This is a genomic window from Streptomyces sp. NPDC101225 (genome assembly GCF_044767585.1).
GTDB lineage: Bacteria > Actinomycetota > Actinomycetes > Streptomycetales > Streptomycetaceae > Streptomyces.
Window position 1 is genome coordinate 325,325 of sequence record NZ_JBIWOE010000004.1, and the last position, 16,967, is coordinate 342,291.

12 protein-coding genes, 1 tRNA gene, 1 pseudogene and 1 riboswitch are annotated in these 16,967 nt (G+C 71.3%); of the genes and pseudogenes, 11 read left to right on the forward strand and 3 right to left on the reverse strand.

Going from position 1 to position 16,967, the window contains the following annotated elements:
* Positions 1 to 26: 26 nt before the first annotated feature.
* Positions 27 to 1,028 (forward strand): nucleoside triphosphate pyrophosphohydrolase, encoded by a 1,002-nt coding sequence (locus ACIRPX_RS08295; protein ID WP_404190021.1) that lies wholly within the window; start codon positions 27 to 29, stop codon positions 1,026 to 1,028.
* On the opposite strand, the gene ACIRPX_RS08300 is transcribed toward ACIRPX_RS08295, so the two are convergent.
* Positions 976 to 2,253, reverse strand: a complete 1,278-nt coding sequence (locus ACIRPX_RS08300; protein WP_404190023.1) for a cytochrome P450 — start codon at positions 2,251 to 2,253, stop codon at positions 976 to 978. The two genes, ACIRPX_RS08295 and ACIRPX_RS08300, sit on opposite strands and share 53 nt — an antisense overlap.
* A 207-nt stretch (positions 2,254 to 2,460) precedes the next feature.
* On the opposite strand from ACIRPX_RS08300, the gene ACIRPX_RS08305 reads away from it, so the two are divergent.
* From ACIRPX_RS08305 to ACIRPX_RS08340, 8 genes and pseudogenes are all read left to right on the forward strand, one after another.
* Entirely contained in the window at positions 2,461 to 3,444 is a 984-nt protein-coding gene (locus ACIRPX_RS08305) for a transglycosylase family protein (protein ID WP_404190025.1), read from the forward strand.
* 195 nt (positions 3,445 to 3,639) lie between these two features.
* Positions 3,640 to 3,809: riboswitch (cyclic di-AMP (ydaO/yuaA leader) on the forward strand.
* 3 nt (positions 3,810 to 3,812) lie between these two features.
* Positions 3,813 to 4,490, forward strand: coding sequence for a transglycosylase family protein (locus ACIRPX_RS08310; RefSeq protein WP_404190028.1), 678 nt, complete (start codon positions 3,813 to 3,815; stop codon positions 4,488 to 4,490).
* Between the two features lie 311 nt (positions 4,491 to 4,801).
* Positions 4,802 to 6,088: a phosphopyruvate hydratase gene (gene eno / locus ACIRPX_RS08315; RefSeq protein ID WP_404190265.1), complete on the forward strand. Its 1,287-nt coding sequence runs from the start codon at positions 4,802 to 4,804 to the stop codon at positions 6,086 to 6,088.
* Between the two features lie 126 nt (positions 6,089 to 6,214).
* Complete coding sequence (locus ACIRPX_RS08320) at positions 6,215 to 6,691, forward strand: septum formation initiator family protein (RefSeq protein ID WP_404190031.1); 477 nt, start codon at positions 6,215 to 6,217, stop codon at positions 6,689 to 6,691.
* Between the two features lie 67 nt (positions 6,692 to 6,758).
* Positions 6,759 to 7,160, forward strand: a pseudogene (locus ACIRPX_RS08325) (DUF501 domain-containing protein); the annotation flags it as partial.
* Positions 7,161 to 7,367: 207 nt separating this feature from the next.
* Positions 7,368 to 8,321: an exopolyphosphatase gene (locus ACIRPX_RS08330; RefSeq protein WP_404190268.1), complete on the forward strand. Its 954-nt coding sequence runs from the start codon at positions 7,368 to 7,370 to the stop codon at positions 8,319 to 8,321.
* Positions 8,322 to 8,763: 442 nt separating this feature from the next.
* Complete coding sequence (locus ACIRPX_RS08335) at positions 8,764 to 10,146, forward strand: NAD(P)/FAD-dependent oxidoreductase (protein ID WP_404190034.1); 1,383 nt, start codon at positions 8,764 to 8,766, stop codon at positions 10,144 to 10,146.
* Positions 10,147 to 10,355: 209 nt separating this feature from the next.
* Positions 10,356 to 11,657: a class I SAM-dependent methyltransferase gene (locus ACIRPX_RS08340; RefSeq protein ID WP_404190036.1), complete on the forward strand. Its 1,302-nt coding sequence runs from the start codon at positions 10,356 to 10,358 to the stop codon at positions 11,655 to 11,657.
* A gap of 66 nt (positions 11,658 to 11,723) precedes the next feature.
* Here the strand turns inward: ACIRPX_RS08340 and ACIRPX_RS08345 are convergent, their stop codons facing one another.
* Both ACIRPX_RS08345 and ACIRPX_RS08350 read right to left on the reverse strand, forming a co-directional pair.
* The gene (locus ACIRPX_RS08345; RefSeq protein WP_404190039.1) at positions 11,724 to 14,252 is read right to left on the reverse strand and encodes an ABC transporter permease; all 2,529 of its coding nucleotides are present in this window, start codon (positions 14,250 to 14,252) and stop codon (positions 11,724 to 11,726) included.
* Entirely contained in the window at positions 14,252 to 15,100 is an 849-nt protein-coding gene (locus ACIRPX_RS08350) for an ABC transporter ATP-binding protein (protein ID WP_404190042.1), read from the reverse strand. Before ACIRPX_RS08350 ends, ACIRPX_RS08345 begins: the two co-directional genes overlap by 1 nt.
* A 356-nt stretch (positions 15,101 to 15,456) precedes the next feature.
* Between ACIRPX_RS08350 and ACIRPX_RS08355 the strand changes: the two genes are divergently transcribed.
* Positions 15,457 to 15,540, forward strand: a tRNA-Leu gene (locus tag ACIRPX_RS08355).
* A gap of 146 nt (positions 15,541 to 15,686) precedes the next feature.
* Positions 15,687 to 16,862, forward strand: a complete 1,176-nt coding sequence (locus tag ACIRPX_RS08360; protein WP_404190045.1) for a 4-hydroxybenzoate 3-monooxygenase — start codon at positions 15,687 to 15,689, stop codon at positions 16,860 to 16,862.
* Positions 16,863 to 16,967 lie beyond the last annotated feature (105 nt).

A 16,967-nucleotide genomic window follows, 5' to 3' on the forward strand; every position in this document is an offset into this window, starting at 1 on the left:
TCGGTGGCGTGGGTTACGTTCGGATCGTGAACGCAACCAGCTCCGCGGCGGCTGCCGGCCGCATCGTCCTGCTCACCACCAGCCACCGCGTCGCGCCCGGCCTGCTGTCCTGGCCCGCCTGGCAGGCGCTGCACGCCGCCGACCGCGTGCTGTGCGCGGACGGCGCCCATCCGCAGCTGCCGTATCTGCGCGAGGCCGGGATAGCGGTCGCCGAGGACGCGCCCACCGCCGAGGAACTGGTCGGCGCGTGCGGCGGCGGGCACACGGTCGTGGTCGTGGCGACGGGCGAGGGCGAGCCGGCGCTCACCGACGGCCTGGCGCGCCTCGCGGGTTCCGGACGTGTGCAGATGCCGGAGCTGGAGCTGCTGCCCGCCTCCTACGACCTGCCCGGCGCCCGCCTGCTCGACCTCGTCCAGGTGATGGACCGGATCCGCGCCGAGTGCCCGTGGTCCTCCCGCCAGACCCACCAGGGCCTGGCGAAGTACGGCATCGAGGAGGCCTACGAGCTCGTCGAGGCGATCGAGGACGGCGACCGCGACGAACTGCGCGAGGAACTCGGCGACGTCCTGCTCCAGGTGGTCTTCCACTCCCGTATCGCCGAGGAGGACCCGCAGGCGCCGTTCTCCGTCGACGATGTCGCCGCCGGCATCGTCACCAAGCTCATCCACCGCCACCCCCATGTCTTCGGGGACGCGACCGCCTCGACGCCCGAGGAGGTCAAGGAGCACTGGCTGCGCACCAAGGCGGTGGAGAAGCGGCGCACCTCGGTGACCGAGGGCGTCCCCCTGGGCCAGCCGGGCCTGGCCCTCGCCGCGAAGCTGGCCTCCCGCACCCGGACCGCGGGCCTCGACGTCCCCCTGCCCCGGCGGGAGGGCGTCGGCTACGAGCTGCTGGCCCTGGCGGTACGCGCCGAGTCCGAGGGCGTGGACCCGGAGGCGGCACTGCGCGCGGCGGCCCGTGCCTACCGCGACGCGATCAGACGGACCGAGGAGGCCGCTCGCCGGGACGGGCCCGCTCGCGAGGGGTGAAGCGCACGGGCAGCTCCCGCAGCCCCCGCATGATGAGTCCGCCGCGCCAGCGCAGGTCGGCCGGGTCGGCCGCGAGGTCGAGGTCGGGCAGGCGGCGCAGGAGGGTCCCCAGCGCCGTCCGGGCCTCCAGGCGGGCCAGGGGGGCGCCGAGGCAGTAGTGGATGCCGTGGCCGTAGCCGAGGTGCTGGTTGTCGCGGCGGGCGAGGTCGAGGGTGTCCGGGCCGAAGAAGCGGGCCGGGTCGCGGTCGGCCGCCGCCAGGACGACCAGGACGGGGTCGCCGGTGGCGATGGACTGCCCGCCGAGGGTGAGGGGCTCGGTGGCGAAGCGCCAGGTGGCCAGTTCCACGGGGCCGTCGTAGCGCAGCAGTTCCTCCAGACCGGTGTCCAGCAGCGCCGTGCCGCCGTGCTCGACCGACTCCTGGAGCAGGGCCCGCTGCCCGGGGTTGCGCAGCAGCGCGTACATGCCGTTGCCGATGAGGTTGATGGTCGTCTCGAAGCCGGCGAACAGGAGCACGAAGCACATCGCGGCGGCCTCGTTCTCGGTGAGGTGCTCGCCGTGGTCGGAGGCGCGGATGAGGTCCGAGATCAGGTCCTCGCCGAGGTCGCCGCGCTTGCGGTGGATGAGTTCGGCGAGATAGCCGCGGATCTTCTTCACCGAGCGGGCGACCCCGCCGCGCGGCCCGCCGCCGTGCCGGATCATCATCCCCGCCCAGTCCCGGAAGTCGTCCTGGTCCTCGCGCGGGACGCCGAGCAGGTCGCAGATGGCGTGGATGGGGAGGGGGAAGGCGAACTCATGGATCAGCTCGGCCCGGCCCCGCGCCGCGAACCGGTCGATGAGACCGTCCGTCAGCTCCTGCACCCGGGGCTCGAACTCGGCCACCCGGCGCGGGGTGAACGCCTTGGAGACGAGGCGGCGCAGCCGGGTGTGGTCCGGCGGGTCGATGTTCAGCAGATGCGTCATCAGGTTGGCGCCGCGCTCGCCCGGGATGCCGGTCCGGCTCTTGCCCTGCGCGTCCGGGGCGTGATGGTCGGGGTTCTTCGACAGCCGTGCGTCCGCGAGCACCTGACGCGCGTCGGCGTAGCGGGTGACCAGCCAGGCCTCGACACCGCTGGGCAGTGTCGTCCGGTGGACGGGGGAGTGCTCGCGCAGCCAGGCGTAGGCCGGATACGGGTCCGAGGCGAACTCCCAGGTGAAGAGTTCGGGGGCGGAGTTCGGGACGTTCACGGCACGACCGTATCGGCACCGGGCGGCGCTCGTGCCGCCGCGTCGGAGGCGGTCAAAGATGACACGCCTTCAACTATGTGATCTTCACGTGATCTACGCGGCATTAACTTGTGACAAGTGATCGTCAGCCGATACGTTCACCCACCAGTGCGCTGTGCCGAGGACCGTGCGCCGCGCCGGTCAATGCTGTCTCCGAAAGGCCTTCGCATGCTCTCCGGGAACGGTCGACACCGTCGCCCCCGCCAGGCTCCCGCCCTCGTCGTCGCGGCCGGGGTGACCGGCTCCGCGATCGCCCTCCCGCTCCTCGCCGCCTCGGGCGCGAGCGCCGCCGACGGCGGTGGCACGTGGGACAAGGTGGCGCAGTGCGAGACCGGCGGAGCCTGGAGCCAGAACAGCGGCGACGGCCGTTACGGCGGCCTGCAGCTGACCCAGGACGACTGGGACGCGTACGGCGGTCTCGACTACGCCACCCGCCCCGACCTGGCCAGCCGCAACCAGCAGATCGCCGTCGCCCAGAAGGTCCTGGCGGACCGGGGCGTGGGCGCGTTCCACACCTGCGGCCTGACCACCGGGCTGAGCAAGGAATCCGACGCGGCGGACATCGACACCGGTGTGCCGGGCGGCGGTGACGACTCGTCCGGCTCCGGGTCGTCCGGCAGCTCCTTCGGCCTGTCCAACTCCTCGGGCACCTCCTCGTCCGACTCGTCCGGCGAGTCCTCTTCGTCGGATTCGTCCGACGGCTCCCTCCTGGACTCCTCCTCCGGCCCGTCCCCTTCGGCCTCCACGGGCAAGGCGGACAACTCACCCGAATCCACCGCATCCGCGTCGCCGTCCGGGTCCGCCTCCCGTCGTGCCCCGAGCGCCGCGCGGGAGGGCGGCACCTCCCCCGCGGAGCGGGCGAAGGGGGACGACTCGGACAACTCCGAGCAGTCCGCGGGTTCCTGGAGCCTGGTCGACACCGGCGCGCTCGGCGGCGGCCGCCACCGTGGCGCGAGCGCCGACGAGACCGGGGCCGACGGCCACGCGGCCGGCACCTACACCGTCCGGGCCGGCGACACTCTCGCGTCCATCGCCGACTCCCGTGACGTGAGCGGCGGATGGCGCGCGCTCTATGACGAGAACAAGAAGGCCATCGGCGACGACCCGAACCGGATCGCGGCCGGTCAGACCCTGCGACTCGGTGGCGAATAGGGCGAAATCCAACGGGAGTTCACGTCATACTTCGCCGCGGAATGTCCGGTTTGGTGAAAGTGTGGGATGAGTCTCAGAAGCCCTGATCGTCTTTGAATTTCCGCGGATCGCGTGTCTACGGTCTTCACCGCTCGTCAACACGGGCCCCGTCCGCCGCAACGCCGAATCCTGCCAGCGGCCGCACGGGAACAGTCGTCGCGTCAAGCGCCGTAGGCAGGAGCGGGGGACCCAAGGTAAGTGCCCCACCGGGAAGTTGCTGGTGGCGGCTTGGGGTGTAGCCGTGCCGAGCGGGAGCGAGGCACGACCGGGCAACTCAACCGGCCCGAACCCGACAGCTCACCTCGCAGGCGTCGGTGAGGGGATCAACCATGCTGTTTTCCGGCCAGGGCAAGCACCGTCGTCCTTCCAAGGCCACCCGGGCCGCCGCGTTCGCCGGCCTGACCGGTGTCGCCATCGCCGCCCCGCTGATGGCGGCCGGCAACGCCTCCGCCGCCACCGCCTCCGAGTGGGACAAGGTCGCCCAGTGCGAGTCGGGCGGCAACTGGTCCATCAACACCGGCAACGGCTACTACGGCGGTCTGCAGTTCTCCGCCTCCACCTGGGCCGCGTACGGCGGCACGGCCTACGCCCCGCAGGCCAACCAGGCCGGCAAGGCGCAGCAGATAGCCGTCGCCGAGAAGGTGCTCGCCTCCCAGGGCAAGGGTGCCTGGCCGGTCTGCGGCACGGGCCTGTCCGGCGCCGCCTACAACGGCGCCGCCGCCTCGAAGCCGAGCACCACCACCCACACCGAGTCGCAGGCCGCCTCCCGCTCCTCCGAGCGCCCGGCCGCGAAGTCGCAGAAGAGCCAGAAGACCGTCACCACCCCGACCGGCAAGAAGGTCGAGAAGGGCGACGGCGAGTACAAGGTCGTCAAGGGCGACACCCTGAGCTCCATCGCCGTGAAGCACCACGTCGCGGGCGGCTGGTCGAAGCTGTTCAAGCTCAACAAGGACATCGTCCAGGACGCCGACCTGATCTACCCCGGCCAGCAGCTGCACCTCAAGTGACAGCGGGCCGGTAGCCGGACCACAGCGCCCTGACAGCCGTGTCCTCCAGCATGGAGGGCACGTGAGGGTCCGGCCCCGTCCCCACGGTCTCCCCGCCCCGGTGCGTGTTCCCCCGTACGCACCGGGGCGGGGTTCTGCTGTGCGCGTGCGCACGCGTGCTTTCGTGCCGGTTTTTGTTCCGTTCGGAAACAATTTACTCTCGGTTCTGCTCAAGGGGTGGGCGACCGGCTGGCCGATCGGCCTCGGGCGGTTAGGCTCGTCTCGCAGAGCCACCGCGCTACTGCAGTAGCCGCGTCACATCCATGAAGGAGATGCTCGTGCCGTCCATCGACGTCGTCGTAGCCCGGGAAATCCTGGACTCCCGAGGCAACCCCACGGTCGAGGTCGAGGTCGGCCTCGACGACGGCAGCACGGGTCGTGCCGCCGTCCCGTCCGGCGCCTCCACGGGCGCCTTCGAGGCCATCGAGCTCCGCGACGGCGACCCGGGCCGCTACCAGGGCAAGGGTGTCGAGAAGGCCGTCCTCGCCGTCATCGAGCAGATCGGCCCGGAGCTGGTCGGCTACGACGCCACCGAGCAGCGCCTGATCGACCAGGCCATGTTCGACCTGGACGCCACCGACAACAAGGGCTCGCTCGGCGCCAACGCCATCCTCGGCGTCTCCCTCGCCGTCGCCCACGCCGCCTCCGAGGCCAGCGACCTGCCGCTCTTCCGCTACCTCGGCGGCCCGAACGCGCACCTGCTGCCGGTGCCGATGATGAACATCCTGAACGGCGGCTCGCACGCCGACTCCAACGTGGACATCCAGGAGTTCATGATCGCCCCGATCGGCGCGGAGTCCTTCTCCGAGGCGCTGCGCTGGGGCACCGAGGTCTACCACACCCTCAAGAAGGTGCTGAAGAGCAAGGGCCTGGCCACCGGCCTCGGCGACGAGGGCGGCTTCGCCCCGAACCTCGGCTCCAACCGCGAGGCCCTCGACCTCATCCTGGAAGCCATCAAGGAAGCCGGTTACGCCCCCGGCGAGCAGGTCGCCCTCGCGCTCGACGTCGCCGCCTCCGAGTTCTACAAGGACGGCAAGTACCTCTTCGAGGGCAAGGAGCGCTCCGCCGCCGAGATGACGGAGTACTACGAGGAGCTCGTGGCGGCCTACCCGCTCGTCTCCGTCGAGGACCCGCTGTTCGAGGACGACTGGGCCGGCTGGAAGGTCCTCACCGACAAGCTCGGCGACAAGGTCCAGATCGTCGGCGACGACCTGTTCGTCACCAACCCGGAGCGCCTGGCCCGCGGCATCGAGGACGGCGCCGCCAACGCGCTGCTCGTCAAGGTCAACCAGATCGGCTCGCTGACCGAGACCCTGGACGCCGTGGAGCTGGCCCAGCGCAACGGCTTCAAGTGCATGATGTCCCACCGCTCCGGCGAGACCGAGGACGTCACCATCGCCGACCTCGCCGTCGCCACCAACTGCGGCCAGATCAAGACCGGTGCCCCGGCCCGCTCCGAGCGCGTGGCCAAGTACAACCAGCTGCTGCGCATCGAGGAGATCCTCGACGACGCCGCGGTGTACGCGGGCCGCAGCGCCTTCCCCCGCTTCAAGGGCTGACACGTTCGAGGCGGGCCGACTGAAAGGGCCCTTCGGGGTCAAGCCCTAGCCAGTCGTACGTACGTCCCCGTACCGGTCCCGTACCGTGTGCGGGGACGTACGCACGTGTGACCGGGAGGCGGGGACATGGCCGTGAAGGACCGGGACCGGTTCTCGACCGCGACCAGGATCAAGCTGCTCGGCGAGCAGACGGCGGCCCGTGTCTACCGCTCCCAGACCAAGCGGCAGGCCCGCCGCTCGCGTCTGACCGGCCGCGCGGCCCTGCTCGCCCTGGTCGTGTGTTCCCTGGTCGTGGCCCTCGCGTATCCCATAAGGCAGTACGTCTCCCAGCGCTCCCAGATCTCCGATCTCCAGCGGCAGAAGCAGCAGGCCCGGGAGCGGGTCGAGCAGCTGCGCGACCTCAAGGCGCGCTGGCAGGACGACTCCTACGCCGAGCAGCAGATCCGGCAGCGGCTGCACTACGTGCTGCCGGGCGAGACCGGCTACATCGTCGTCGACCCGAACGCGGCCAGGCAGTCGCGGTCCGAACTGGGGGCGGCCGACCGCCCCTGGTACACCAACGTCTGGGACGACGTCGACACGTCGGACGCCGCCGGCCGGTGAACCGACGCCTCCGACCGGTCCCCCGGCGCTCCGGCCGGCGGACCGCTGAACAAGCAGAAAGACAGGCATGCACACGCCCCCGCCGCCCACCCCGCGCACCGAGCCCACCGCCGCGGACGTCGAAGCCTTCCAGCAGCAGCTCGGACGGCCGCCGCGCGGGCTGCGCGCCATCGCGCACCGCTGCCCGTGCGGGCAGCCGGACGTCGTCGAGACCGCGCCGCGGCTGCCCGACGGCACGCCCTTCCCGACGACGTACTACCTGACCTGCCCGCGCGCCGCCTCCGCGATCGGCACGCTGGAGGCCAACGGCGTCATGAAGGAGATGACCGAACGGCTGCAGACCGACCCGGAGCTGGCCGCCGCCTACCGCGCCGCGCACGAGGACTACCTCGCCCGCCGCGACGCCATCGAGGTCCTGGAGGGCTTCCCGAGCGCGGGCGGCATGCCGGACCGGGTGAAGTGCCTGCATGTGCTGGTCGGCCACTCCCTGGCCGCGGGCCCGGGGGTGAACCCCCTGGGCGACGAGGCCATCGCGATGCTGCCGGAGTGGTGGCGCAAGGGCCCGTGCGTGCAGCCGCTCGCCGCGCCCGACCCGGCGGACGAACACCCCGGCGAGGAGGGCGAGGTGGCGGACCCCGCCGCGATCCGCGGCGCCGTCCTTGCCGGCGCCCCGCCGGTGCCCGCCGGGTTCACCCGGGTCGCCGCCGTCGACTGCGGCACCAACTCCATCCGGCTGCTGGTCGCGGACTGCAACCCGGCCACCGGCGAACTGCTGGAACTCGACCGGCGTATGACGATCGTGCGGCTCGGGCAGGACGTGGACCGCACCGGCCGATTCGCTCCCGAGGCGCTGGAGCGCACCTTCGCCGCCTGCCGCCAGTACGCGGAGGCGATCCGCGGGCTCGGTGCCGCCCAGGTCCGCTTCGTGGCCACCTCGGCCTCCCGGGACGCCGCCAACCGCGACGACTTCGTCCGCGGCGTCGTGGACATCCTCGGCGTCGAGCCCGAGGTCATCACCGGCGAGCAGGAGGCGGAGTACTCCTTCACCGGCGCGACGAAGGAGCTGGCCGGCAGCGACGCGATGGCCAGGCCGTACCTCGTCGTCGACATCGGCGGCGGCTCCACCGAGTTCGTCGTGGGCGACGACCGGGTGCGCGCGGCGCGTTCGGTCGACGTCGGCTGCGTGCGGATGACCGAGCGCCACCTCGTCCGGGACGGCGCCGTCACCGACCCGCCCGCCGAGGAGCAGATCGCGGCCGTGCGGGCCGACATCGAGCGGGCTCTCGACCTCGCGGAGGAGACCGTCCCGCTGCGCGAGGCGCGCACGCTGGTCGGGCTCGCGGGGTCGGTGACGACCGTGTCGGCGATCGCGCAGGAGCTGCCCGCCTACGACTCGGAGCGCATCCACCACTCCCGCGTCCCGCGCGAGAAGGTCCGCGAGATCACCGAGTGGCTGCTGCACTCCACCCACGCCGAGCGCGCGGCCGTCCCCTCCCTGCACCCGGGGCGCGTCGACGTCATCGCGGCGGGTGCCCTCGTGCTGCTCTCGATCATGGAGCGGACCGGCGCGCAGGAGGTCGTGGTGAGTGAGCACGACATCCTCGACGGCATCGCGTGGTCGGTGGCATAGGTCTCTTTACTACCCGTGAGTAGCTCTCGGACGAGCAGGTCGGATAGCGTATGAGCGTGCCCGAGGGGCCTTTCGGGGCCTCTCGGCGGCGCCCCGCCGACAAAGTTCGTGAAGTTCTTCACAAGGAATTCCGCCTCGTGGAAGCGTGAAACGGTGCCCGGTTGAGCCTTTCGGGGGTCAACAGGCCCTTGAACGTGTTCAATCGGGGCAGATGAGGGCGTCGCGGAAGGGCCGTTCGCAGGGGTGTTTCGGAGGGCTCACGGTGGCCGCCCGGGGACGGAGAGCCAGCTCACGCGGCATTGACAACGGGACGTACCGCCCCGGCGCACCCCGCCGCGCGGCGACCCCTGTCAAGTGGGCCGCGGAGGATAACACAGCCCCTGCCGATGCTTGTGAAGGGGCGCACGAACCCACCCCCTGAGGCAGGTGGATACTCGATGGCATGAGCACCACGGAGCGTCCCAGGATCCTCGTAGTAGGCGGTGGGTACGTAGGCCTGTACGCAGCTCGGCGCATCCAGAAGAAGATGCGCTACGGAGAGGCGACCGTCACGGTCGTCGACCCCCGGTCGTACATGACCTACCAGCCCTTCCTTCCCGAAACCGCCGCCGGCAACATCTCCCCGCGCCATGTCGTCGTCCCGCTGCGACGCGTGCTGCCGAAGGCGGAGGTGCTCACCGGCCGGGTCACCACCATCGACCAGGACCGCAAGGTCGCCACGATCGCCCCGCTGGTCGGCGAGGCGTACGAGCTGCCCTTCGACTACCTGGTGATCGCGCTCGGCGCGGTCTCCCGTACCTTCCCGATCCCCGGCCTCGCCGAGCAGGGCATCGGCATGAAGGGCATCGAGGAGGCCATCGGCCTGCGCAACCACGTCCTCGAGCAGCTCGACAAGGCCGACTCCACCACCGACGAGGAGATCCGCCGCAAGGCGCTCACCTTCGTCTTCATCGGCGGCGGCTTCGCCGGTGCGGAGACCATCGGCGAGGTCGAGGACCTGGCCCGCGACGCGGCCAAGTACTACAAGAACGTGTCCCGCGAGGACATGCGCTTCATCCTGGTCGACGCCGCCGACAAGATCCTGCCCGAGGTCGGCCCCAAGCTGGGCTCCTACGGCAAGGAGCACCTGGAGAGCCGCGGCGTGGAGATCTACCTCTCCACCTCGATGGACTCCTGCGTCGACGGCCACGTGGTGCTCAAGAACGGCCTCGAGGTCGACTCCAACACCATCGTCTGGACGGCCGGCGTCAAGCCGAACCCGGTCCTGTCCCGCTACGGCCTGCCGCTGGGTCCCCGCGGTCACGTCGACTGCGCGCCGACCCTCCAGGTCAAGGGCACCGACTACATCTGGGCCGCCGGCGACAACGCCCAGGTCCCGGACCTCGTCGGCCGCAAGGCGGGCAACGAGAACGCCTGGTGCCCGCCGAACGCCCAGCACGCGCTGCGCCAGGCCAAGGTCCTCGGCGACAACGTGATCTCCGGCATGCGGGGCTTCCCGCAGCAGGACTACGCGCACGCCAACAAGGGCGCGGTGGCCGGTCTCGGCCTCCACAAGGGCGTCGCGATGATCGTCCTGGGCAAGATGAAGATCAAGCTCAAGGGCCGGCTGGCGTGGTACATGCACCGCGGCTACCACGGCATGGCGATGCCGACCTGGAACCGCAAGGTCCGTGTCTTCGCCGACTGGACCCTCGGCATGTTCCTCAAGCGCGAGGTCGTCTCCCTCGGCGCGATGGAGCACCCGCGCGAGGAGTTCTACGAGGCCGCCAAGCCGGTGCCGGCCGCCCGGCCGGAGAAGGCCAGGTCCGGCGCGAAGGCCTCCTGACCGGAGCCCGCCGATCCGACCGAAGGACCTCCCGCCATCCGTGGTGCGGGAGGTCCTTCGGCGTGTGCGGGGCGCCGGGCGCCAAGAAATAGATGGGCGCTGCATGCATTTTACTCGGTCGTAACGCGCGCCAGGGACTGCGCGAGCCGCCCTCAGGTGTTTACGTGGTGCTGGGACATTCCGGGATCGCTGTCACGGAGGTGTGCGCCATGGCTGACGCCGCGCTGCGGCTGAAGAGCCTCGTCGAGCAGTTGCTGGGGGTGCCGTTGCCGGTGCGCATCCGCGCCTGGGACGGTTCGCAGGCGGGGCCCCCGGGTGCGCCCGCGCTGGTCGTGCGGAACCGCCGGGCGGTGCGCCGGCTGCTGTGGAAGCCCGGGGAACTGGGTCTGGCCCGGGCCTGGGTGGCGGGCGACCTGGACATCGAGGGAGACCTCTACACCACCCTCGACCTGGTGGCGTCGCTGGTGTGGGAGCGCGGCGAGGACTCCAGGACCCTGCTCCAGGCGCTCCGGGACCCGCAGGTGCGGGCCGCGGCGCGCGGGCTGGTGAAGGTGGCCGGGCTGCCGCTGCCGCCCGCCCCGCCGCGCGAGGAGGTCCGCAGGCCGCCCGCGCACCTGCACACCCGGCGCAGCGACAAGCGGGCCATCAGCCACCACTACGACGTCGGCAACGACTTCTACGGGATCGTCCTCGGCCCGTCCATGGTGTATTCGTGCGCCTACTGGCGCGAGGGCGGCACGCTGGAGGAGGCCCAGCGCGACAAGCTCGAACTCGTCTGCCGCAAGCTCGACCTGAAGCCCGGTCGGCGGCTGCTCGACGTCGGCTGCGGCTGGGGTTCCATGGCCGTCCACGCGGCGCGCGAGCACGGCGTGAGCGTCGTGGGCGTCACGCTCTCCCAGGAGCAGGCCGCCTACGCCCGCAAGCGCGTCGCGGACGAGGGGCTGACCGACCGGGTGGAGATCCGGGTGCAGGACTACCGGGACGTCGCCGACGGGCCCTACGACGCCGTCTCCTCCATCGGGATGGCCGAACACGTCGGCGCGGACCGGTACCTGGAGTACGCCCGGGACCTGTACGGCCTGCTGCGCCCCGGCGGACGGCTGCTCAACCACCAGATCGCCCGCAGGCCGCAGCGCGACGAATCGGCCTACGACGTCGACGAGTTCATCGACGCGTACGTCTTCCCGGACGGTGAGCTCGCCCCGATCGGCACCACCGTCACCCAGCTCGAACGCGCCGGGTTCGAGGTGCGCGACGTCGAGTCGCTCCGCGAGCACTACGCCCTCACCCTGCGCCGCTGGGTGACCAACCTGGAGGCGGAGTGGGCGCGTTCGGTGCGGCTGACGAGCCCGGGGCGCGCCCGTGTCTGGCGGCTGTACATGGCCGCGTCCGCGCTCGCCTTCGAGCGCAACCGCATCGGTGTCAACCAGGTGCTGGCGGTGCGGGCGCCGGAGGGCGGCGCCTCGGGGATGCCGCTGCGCGCCCGCACCTGGGGCGCGCCGCGGGCGTAGGGGCCTGCGGGAGTACGTACGCGGGGGCCCCGTCCGCTGCCGGACGGGGCCCCCGCCGCCGCAGGACTACTCCGCCTTGATGGCCGCCAGCATGTTCAGGCGGGCCGCCCGCCGGGCCGGCCACAGGGCCGCGAGGACGCCGACCGCCGCCGCCAGGAGGAGGAAGACCCCCATCCTCGCCCAGGGCAGCACCAGTTCGTACGTCGCCATCTTCGTGCCCAGCAGCTCGCCGGCCGCCCAGCCGAAGAAGACGCCCAGGCCGATGCCGAGCACGCCGCCGAACAGGGAGATCACCAGGGACTCCAGGCGGACCATGCGCTTGACGCCCTTGCGGTCCAGGCCGATCGCGCGCAGCATGCCGATCTCCTGCGAGCGCTCGAAGACCGACATGGCCAGGGTGTTGATGACACCGAGGACCGCGACGATCACCGCCATGGCGAGCAGGCCGTAGAGCATGTTCAGCATCAGCGTGAACATCTTCGCGATGTCGTCGGAGAGGTCCTGCTTGCTCTGGACCTTGATGGCCGGGTTGGAGCCGAGGGCCTTCTCCAGCCGGTCCTTGGCCGCGCCGGACGCGCCGTCCGCCGTCCTCACCAGGACCCGCATGTCGCCGGGGTCGGTGAGGTGCGGGGTGACGGTGGCGCTGTCGACGAGGATGCCGCGGATCAGCTCGTTGCCCTCGTAGACGCCGGAGACCGTCAGCGGGGTCGACTTCCCGTCCTCGTAGTGCGCGGTGAAGCGCGAACCCGCCTTCCAGCCGTGGGACGTGGCCGTGTCCTCGTCGACGACGACCTGGCCGCCGCCCACCCTGAAGGCGCCGCCGTCCACCTTCAGGTCGGTGAGGTCCGCGATCGCCGCGCCGTTCACGCCGGTCAGGGACTCGCCCGTGCCGTCGATGCGCGAGTAGACGTTGCGCAGGGGGCTGGTGGCGGTCACGTCACCGGTCGCCTTCAGCTTCTTGTCGACGTCCGGCGAGAGCTCGTTGCCGTTCGCCATGGAGACCACGTAGTCGGCCCTGATGGCGGACGACGCCATCTTGTCGATGGACCTCTGCAGGCTGCCCGCCATCACCGTCATGCCGGTGATGAGGGTGAGCCCGATCATCAGCGCGGAGGCGGTGGCCGCCGTGCGGCGCGGGTTGCGCACCGAGTTCTGGCGGGCCAGCTTGCCCGAGATGCCGAAGATCCTGAGCACCGGCGCCGCGGCCGCGACCAGCGGACGGGACAGCAGCGGGGTGAGGATGAAGACGCCGATGATGAGCAGGACCGCGCCGAGCCCCATCGGGGCCTGGCCGTCCGAGCCGTCCATCGTGGTGGCCGCGAGGACCACCGCGACGCCCGCCGCGCCGAACAGCGCGCCCAGCGTGTTGCGCAGCACCAGCGACTTGGCCGTCGCCTTCGCGTGGACGCTGTTCATCGCGGCCACCGGCGGGATCTTCGCCGCGCGGCGGCCGGGCAGCCAGGCCGCGAGCATGGTGATGACGACGCCGACCGCGAGGGCCGCCGCGACCGTGCCCGGCGTGATGATCAGCGGGCCGTCCGGGACGCTGCCGCCCAGCGTGCCCAGCAGGGCGCGCAGTCCGGCGCCGATCCCGATGCCCGCGACCAGGCCGGTGACGCCGGCGACCACACCGACCACGAACGCCTCGATCAGCACCGACCGGGTCACCTGGCGGCGCGAGGCGCCGACGGCACGCAGCAGCGCGAGCTCCTTGGTGCGCTGGGCGACCAGCATGGTGAAGGTGTTGGCGATGATGAACGTGCCGACGAACAGCGCGATGCCCGCGAAGACCAGCAGGCCCTGCCGCAGCCCGCTCATCGACGAGGAGATCTGCTGGGCCTGGTCGTCGGCGAGCTTCGTTCCGGTGGTGGTCTCCACCAGCTTCGTGCCCAGCGCCTTGTCCAGCCCGGCCTTCAGCGCGCCCTGGGAGGTGCCGGCGTCGGCCGTCACGTCGATCTCGTCGTACGTGCCGGGCGTGCCGAAGAGCTTCTGGGCCGTGGCGGTGTCGAAGAGGGCGAGGCTGCCGCCCGCGGCGACGTTGCCGTCGTCGGTGGTGAAGATGCCGCTGATGGTCGGGGTGAGGACCGGGCCGTCGACGGAGAGGCGCACCGTGTCGCCGACCTTGTAGCCGGCGCGCTCGGCCGTCCTGGCGTCGATGGCGACCTGGTCGGCGCCGTGCGGCGCGCTGCCGGACGTCAGCGGGTACCGGGCGTCCTTGCCGCCCCAGTAGTTGCCGCCCTGCGACTGGAAGCCGCCGCCGACGAGCTTGCCGTGGTGGTCGGCGATGGCAGTGAAGCCGCTGACGACGCCGACGGCGTGCGCCGCGCCCGGCACCGCGGCACTCCTGTCGAGCATGGCCTGGGTCAGCTCGGGCGTCCTGCTGATCGTGTTGCCCTTGTCCTCCTGGGACTTGGCCCGCACGGCCACGTCGACCTGGTCGAAGCCCTTGGCCGAGCTGTTCTGGAAGGCGTCGGAGACGGTGTTGGTGAAGACCAGCGTCCCGGACACGAACGCCACGCCGAGCATCACGGCGAGCACGGTCATCAGGAGCCGGGCCTTGTGCGCGAGGACGTTGCGCAGGGCGGTGCGGAACATCAGCTCGTACGGCCCTTCGCGTCGAACTGCTTCATGAAGTCCAGGACGCCGTCCGCGGTCGGCCGGTACATCTCGTCCACGATCCGGCCGTCGGCGAGGAACACCACCCGGTCCGCGTACGCCGCCGCCACCGGGTCGTGGGTCACCATGACCACCGTCTGCCCCAGCTCCCGCACGGAGTTGCGCAGGAAGCCCAGCACCTCGGCGCCGGAGCGGGAGTCGAGGTTCCCGGTGGGCTCGTCGCCGAAGATGATCTCGGGCCGGGAGGCGAGCGCGCGGGCCACGGCGACGCGCTGCTGCTGGCCGCCGGAGAGCTGCGAAGGCCGGTGGCCCAGGCGGTCCTTGAGGCCGACCATGCCGATCACCGACTCCAGCCACTCCTTGTCGGGCCTGCGGCCCGCGATGTCCATCGGGAGGGTGATGTTCTCCAGCGCGGTCAGCGTCGGCAGCAGGTTGAACGCCTGGAAGATGAAGCCGATCTTGTCCCGGCGCAACCTGGTCAGCTGCTTGTCCTTGAGGGAGCCGAGCTCGGTGTCGCCGATGCGGACGGAGCCGGAGGAGAAGGTGTCGAGGCCGGCCACGCAGTGCATCAGCGTGGACTTGCCCGACCCCGAGGGGCCCATGATCGCGGTGAACTCGGCCTGCCGGAAGTCGACGCGGACCCGGTCGAGGGCGACCACCTGGGTCTCGCCCTGTCCGTAGATCTTCGACAGGTCCGTGGCGCGTGCGGCCACGGTGGCAGTGGCCCGGCCGGCTGGGGGCACCCCCGGACGAAGTCTGGGGGAGGGTGTGGTGGTCACGGGAAGGAACTCCTCGCGGGACGACGTCTGGAAGGGGACGCGTTCCATGGTGGTGGCCGCGCGGGCCCGTGGAGTCAGCCGCTGTTCCGGTTCCTGGGGGCGACTCGGGTCGGACCTCCCGCCGCGCGGTCATACCTGGGGATGACCGGGAGCCCTGACACCGCGGCCCGGGAGCGGATACGTCGAGAACCGGTGGAGCACCCTCGTTCGGGCGGTGAAATTCCGTCATTCCGCATGCGCCACGAACCGTCGCACGCAAGGCTGTTGGCAAGTGCGGATGGCTCGTACCACGGGCTGATGCACCCTCAGACGTCAATAAAATAAGACAACATCGGTCCGCCGCTCCGCTGTTCGAGGGATGTATCCCGATAGGCTCGGAGCGCTCGAAGCGGAGCCCATGGCCTGCCCGGATGGTGGAATGCAGACACGGCGAGCTTAAACCTCGCTGCCCCTTCGCGGGCGTGCCGGTTCAAGTCCGGCTCCGGGCACTTCCACTCCTCGTTTCCGTGCATCCTTCATTGAAGACTTCACCGTCCGGACGTTGACAGCGGGCGGGCGCGGCCGGAGACTCGCATCAGAAGTTGGTGAAGTAAATTTCACCAGGCGAAGGCGCCCCACCCGAAGGGAACGACCGATGCGTACCACCGTCGGCATCATCGGAGCCGGTCCGGCCGGACTTCTGCTCGCCCGGCTGCTGCACGACGCCGGCATCGACTCCGTCGTGCTGGAGAGCCGCGACCGGGCCTACGTCGAGCGGCGCCAGCGGGCCGGAATCCTGGAGCAGGGCACGGCGGACGTGCTGCGCGCGGCCGGGGCCGGGGACCGCATGGACCGGGAGGGCCTGCGGCACGACGGCATCGAGCTGCGGTACGCGAAGAAGCGCCGGCGCGTCGACTTCCCCGCCCTCACCGGCGGCCGGTCGGTGACGGTGTACGCCCAGACGGAGGTGTGCAAGGACCTGATCGCGCTCCAGCTGAAGGAGGGCGGCCCGCTGCTGTTCGAGGCGGAGGCGCTCGCGATCGAGGGCGCGGCGGGCGACAGCCCGCGGGTCCGGTTCCGGCACGAGGGCGCCGAGTCCGTCCTGGAGTGCGACTACGTGGTCGGGTGCGACGGCTTCCGGGGCGTCGCCCGCAAGGCGATCCCCGAGGAGCTGACCCGCGTCTTCGAGCGGACCTACCCCTTCTCCTGGCTCGGCGTCCTCGCCGACGTCCCGCCCTCGCACGACGAGCTCGTCTACGCCCGCCACGACCGCGGCTTCGCCCTGCTGTCCATGCGCTCCCCGTCCGTCTCCCGCCTGTACCTCCAGGTGCCCGAGGGCACCGACGCCGAGGCGTGGAGCGACGAGGAGATCTGGCAGGAGCTGGAGCGCCGCCTGGAGACCGGGGACGGCTGGCGGCTGGAGCGCGGCCCGATCACCCAGAAGTCGGTGACACCCATGCGCTCCTACGTCCACGAGCCCATGCGGCACGGGCGGCTCTTCCTGGCCGGCGACGCCGCGCACATCGTGCCGCCCACCGGCGCGAAGGGCCTGAACCTCGCCGTCGGGGACGTCGTCACCTTCGCGCGGGCGCTGACCCACCGGAAGGAGACCGGCTCGGCACAACTCCTGGACGCCTACTCGCAGACCTGCCTGAGCCGCGTCTGGCAGGCCGAGCGGTTCTCGTACGAGATGACGACCATGCTGCACCGGGCCCCCGACGCCACGCCCTTCGAGGACCGGCTGCAGCTCGCCCGGCTGGAGCGCATCGCGTCCTCGCGGGCCGCCGAGGCCGACCTCGCCGAGGGCTACACGGGCTTCCCGCTGGGCTGAGTGATCTCCGGCAGGTTCCGGCCATGTCGCAGATTGGTCATGACTGGCCCCCCGCGGTGAGGGGAATCACGGATCCGGCTAGCGTGTTGCGCAGCACGACGAGGG

Bases quoted from the DNA above. Each gene is read 5' to 3' on its own strand.
- ACIRPX_RS08305 (WP_404190025.1), top strand. From the start codon at position 2,461: ATGCTCTCCGGGAACGGTCGACACCGTCGCCCCCGCCAGGCTCCCGCC.
- ACIRPX_RS08310 (WP_404190028.1), top strand. From the start codon at position 3,813: ATGCTGTTTTCCGGCCAGGGCAAGCACCGTCGTCCTTCCAAGGCCACC.
- eno (WP_404190265.1), top strand. From the start codon at position 4,802: ATGCTCGTGCCGTCCATCGACGTCGTCGTAGCCCGGGAAATCCTGGAC.
- ACIRPX_RS08320 (WP_404190031.1), top strand. From the start codon at position 6,215: ATGGCCGTGAAGGACCGGGACCGGTTCTCGACCGCGACCAGGATCAAG.
- ACIRPX_RS08335 (WP_404190034.1), top strand. From the start codon at position 8,764: ATGAGCACCACGGAGCGTCCCAGGATCCTCGTAGTAGGCGGTGGGTAC.
- ACIRPX_RS08340 (WP_404190036.1), top strand. From the start codon at position 10,356: ATGGCTGACGCCGCGCTGCGGCTGAAGAGCCTCGTCGAGCAGTTGCTG.
- ACIRPX_RS08345 (WP_404190039.1), bottom strand. From the start codon at position 14,252: ATGTTCCGCACCGCCCTGCGCAACGTCCTCGCGCACAAGGCCCGGCTC.
- ACIRPX_RS08350 (WP_404190042.1), bottom strand. From the start codon at position 15,100: ATGGAACGCGTCCCCTTCCAGACGTCGTCCCGCGAGGAGTTCCTTCCC.
- ACIRPX_RS08360 (WP_404190045.1), top strand. From the start codon at position 15,687: ATGCGTACCACCGTCGGCATCATCGGAGCCGGTCCGGCCGGACTTCTG.